Here is a 3615-nt window from a genome sequence, read left to right on the forward strand (position 1 = left end):
TTACGCCGAGCGCGAAAGGGAGCGCAAAAAGCAGTATCGTCAGTCAGTCAATTCAACTAAAAACTCAGGTGAATTACCACTGACTTCTAATTTAACTGAAACGCCCCAGAGTTCCAGTAAAAATTCAGAAGGTAATGTCCCCGCTTTTCAGTCGTCAAGCTGAAGGAATATTTACAGTCCTGATCGCCCCCTCTCAGCCTTAGTGAACGGTCAGCAATCGAAGGGTAAGAAGGTAATGGTCGCTATCGTCCGGGTAGGCAAACGGCATAAGCTGTTGTGCCTCAATGGGAGTCCCATTGGCACGATCAAAGATAACGGAAAACTGCCGGTTATCCGGGAGCGTCAACGTCATGGTTTTATTGGCCGCTTTGGAGAGTGCAAACAAGCTCTTGACCGTCAGCCGGGAAACCCAACCGGCCTCGCCATTGCCAGAAAGAACAATAGGACGGCCATGAACTAACTGCCCTTCCTGTACCAATAAAGCCCCGGTCAGGCTGCGCTCTGTGGTTTGCTCTACCGGGTTCCATTCAAATTCATTGATCCAGAGCAGATCGTCGGGAAGTGTTATGGTATCGAGTTGCATCAGACCGTCCTCATACCTGCATTTTTCAGGGCATCCAGCAGTTTGGTTTCATCCCCCGGTGTTACCCCAACATTCACATCACCCCCCGGATATTCGAGCCGGATAATACGTTGCGTGCTTTGTAAAGCAGTGCTTTGAGCAGGAAGGTTTGTACTCCCTTGACTCTCTCTGAGGGCTTGCGTTCTCTCATTATTGGTTTGCCGCCTCCGCTCATTGTAAATCTGCTCGCTGATGCGTAGGGCTGAGGTAATATTCCTGATCGCCTCCTGATCCCCGTTAGCAATGGCCTCGACCTGTTGCGCTCGCAAATCGTCACGCTGATTTTGATAACGGCGCTGCTCAATATCGGATTGCCTGCCCTCCAATTCATCCAGTTCATCTTGCAGGCTGTTGAGGGTATTGCGGGAACTGTCGCCTAAGCTGGCCATGTTTTGTTTGGCTGAAACAATGGCGTTATTGAGCCGGTCTAAGTCCGTTTGATTGAGCAGGTTCATGGTTTGTGCGGCATCTTCGGCCTCACGGACAAAACTTCTGGCATTGATCTCGCCCTGTTCATAGCTTTCAAACAGCTGTTCAAGGGCAATTCGTTGTTCCAAAAATTGTTTTTTCACATAAGCGGCAGCGGTTGATGTTTTATTGAGCCAGCGACCAATGCCGGTTACGTCAAATTGATATTGATTGCTTTGCAACCGACTAATTTCTGCGGAGGTTGCCTTAAGCTCATTTTTCAGGTCTTCAATACTGCCTTTGGCTGCGGTGGTATCCACTGAGCCGCCGCCTTGTTTTATGGCCACAAAAGCGTCGTGAGCAGCACTGCTCATGCCCATCAGTTCGGCGGTTATGGCGTTATAGTGACCGGCTAAAGCAGCGGAAATAGATTGGGCGTTTTCAAAAGATTGTTCTTGCTTATCCCCGGCTTCCTCGGCTTCGTCGCCAACGTCTTTCAGGGATTCCTTGGTTTTATTTGCCTCTTTGTTGAACTGCTGAAGTTTTTTCCGGCTGGCTTCGGTCGCCTCGTAATATTCCTTTGCGGACAAAGTGCCCTGAGAAAAGGCTTCAGCCAACGCTACCCCAAGACTGGCGAGTTCTGTCCGGGTTTCGGCTGTGTTTACCTGGCTGAGAGCATCGGCTGCATCCTCAAAATAGCTTTTGACGGTGGGCTGTTTCGGCTGTGGCTTGCTTAACTTTCTTCTGACCTTGGAGCAATTCATCGGCGTAATTTTGCCAGAGCAACTTCTGGCTCCTGGTCATGGTCTTTACTGAATCATTTGCTGTTTTCACCGTATCCTTGGTTTTATCAGCAAAGCTGTCGTATACCCCAACCAGCGCATCCCGGACATTCTTGGCATCCTCAAGCGTCTGTCGGGCAAACTCCCTGGTCAAGCCGGCAAGAAAATCGGTGGTTCCTTTCAGCTTTTCAGCAATGTCATCAAAGCCCAAGGCATCGGCTACTTCCTGCCATACCTTGACAATGCCGTATAAAATACCGGAATAAACAGTGCCAAAGCCCTTAACCACCGCAGAAAAGGCATTAAAAAAGCCCATGACGGTGGAGCGGGTAAAATCAAAGGCAGTCCGCAGAGCCGCCATGGACTCTGTGATGGTGGTAAAGCCTGATTGGATACTGGTGACAAAGCCATCAACGGTAACTCCAGAGAAGGCATGCTTAATAGCGTCACCCATGGCGATAAAGGCATCGCTAACTTTTTTAGCCAATTCAGACAGCTGGCCATTCTGGTTCATCCGCTCAATTTCGGCAGCGATGCCTGCCAGGGACTCTCTGGCGTAATCCAGAGCCCCGCTCTTGGCCACCTCATCCTGGAACTGCTGCCAGCTGTCTTTCAGGTTGCTGACATAACCCGACAACAGACTCATGTTTTTGGCGGCGGCACCTTCAGAGCTTTTGCCGATCTCCTGAATAAGTCCTCTTATTGCCTCCCGGCCCAGCTTTCCGGCGCTGGAAAGTTTTTGGATCTCCTGCACATTCTTCCCGGTGACCTTTTCCAGCAAATCCCATACAGGGACACCACGCTCCAGCAGCATCAATATTTCTTCGCCCTGAAGCTTTTGTTTTGCCCAGGCTTTACCTAATCCCAGGGTGATGCCGTTTAGCCGCTCCATGCCGCCGCCAAGCTTTGATGCCTGGTCAATAATGGCTTGCATAGAGCCATCGGTAGGATCAAGGCCAAACGCTTTCAGCCGGACAAAAGCTTCAGACACTTCTTCCAGCTGGAATGGTGTATTCCGGGTAAAATCTTTAATCCACTGCATGGCCTTTTCGGCTTCGGCAGACGATCCGGTAATCGCCTCCATCTGAACGCCCAAGCGCTCAAACTGGTCGCCTGTCTGCAATACCCCTTCAATGCTTCGCTTTAACGTATAGAGCCCACCCGCTGCCGCTGCCAGCCCCAAGAAACGCCGGGAAAGCTGGCCAATGGAGATGCTGGCCGCCTTGGCATCCCTGGCAGTTTTTTTCAGGTTACTATTGCGCAGGGATATGGCTGCCTTTTTGGCGCTTTCATCAGCCCGCTTGAATGCTGTCCGGGTGTCGTTTAGCTGCTGCTCAAGCCTGGCCTGCTGCTGCTTCAGGTTTTTGGTCGATAATCCAGCAAAGGACATTGAGCCCCGAAGCTTGGCCAGCGCCTCCCGCTGGCGGTTATATTCGGTATTGGCCTTCTTAACGTCTTTGCGGGCTTTTGCCATGGCCGTTTGCATGGCCTTGGTGGGCTTGCCGGTCTTGCCCATTTCCCGGCCAAGCCTGGCGATTTTATCTTCTGCCTCACGGAATGCACGACCTGCATCGTGGGTAGTCTTGGTCTGCTTTTTAAAAGACGAAAGGAGCTTATTCTCGTTTTCCAGTTCTTCTAACTGGCCTTTCAGCTTATTCGCCTCTTGCCTGAAGGCATCCAGGGAAGCAGAGGATTTTTTAACATCCCTGGACAGTAAATCCTTTGCTTTCAGGATTAAGCGAATAGCGGATTGTTTGATATTGGCCATAGTGCTTTTTGTCTAAAAAAAAGCCCCTGCTCTTT

General features: G+C 50.7%; 3 protein-coding genes. All 3 read right to left on the reverse strand.

What is annotated here, in order from left to right:
* Positions 1–199 precede the first annotated feature (199 nt).
* Genes KDK15_RS15270 through KDK15_RS15280 form a run of 3 tightly spaced genes read right to left on the reverse strand, consistent with a single transcriptional unit; the run spans position 200 to position 3580 of the window.
* A complete protein-coding gene (locus tag KDK15_RS15270) occupies positions 200–583 on the reverse strand; it encodes a hypothetical protein (protein ID WP_257296249.1) in 384 nt (127 codons plus the stop codon).
* Positions 583–1794 carry a hypothetical protein gene (locus KDK15_RS15275; RefSeq protein ID WP_257296250.1) on the reverse strand — a complete coding sequence of 404 codons (1212 nt, stop codon included), beginning with the start codon at positions 1792–1794 and terminating at the stop codon, positions 583–585. The genes KDK15_RS15270 and KDK15_RS15275 overlap by 1 nt, the downstream gene beginning before the upstream one ends.
* Positions 1721–3580, reverse strand: coding sequence for a tape measure protein (locus KDK15_RS15280; protein ID WP_257296251.1), 1860 nt, complete (start codon positions 3578–3580; stop codon positions 1721–1723). The genes KDK15_RS15275 and KDK15_RS15280 overlap by 74 nt, the downstream gene beginning before the upstream one ends.
* Positions 3581–3615: the final 35 nt, after the last annotated feature.

The organism is Endozoicomonas sp. YOMI1 (assembly GCF_024606345.1).
GTDB lineage: Bacteria > Pseudomonadota > Gammaproteobacteria > Pseudomonadales > Endozoicomonadaceae > Endozoicomonas.

Excerpts from the sequence above, each read along its gene's own strand:
- KDK15_RS15275 (WP_257296250.1), bottom strand. The coding sequence starts at position 1,794 with ATGAATTGCTCCAAGGTCAGAAGAAAGTTAAGCAAGCCACAGCCGAAA.
- KDK15_RS15280 (WP_257296251.1), bottom strand. The coding sequence starts at position 3,580 with ATGGCCAATATCAAACAATCCGCTATTCGCTTAATCCTGAAAGCAAAG.
- KDK15_RS15270 (WP_257296249.1), bottom strand. The coding sequence starts at position 583 with ATGCAACTCGATACCATAACACTTCCCGACGATCTGCTCTGGATCAAT.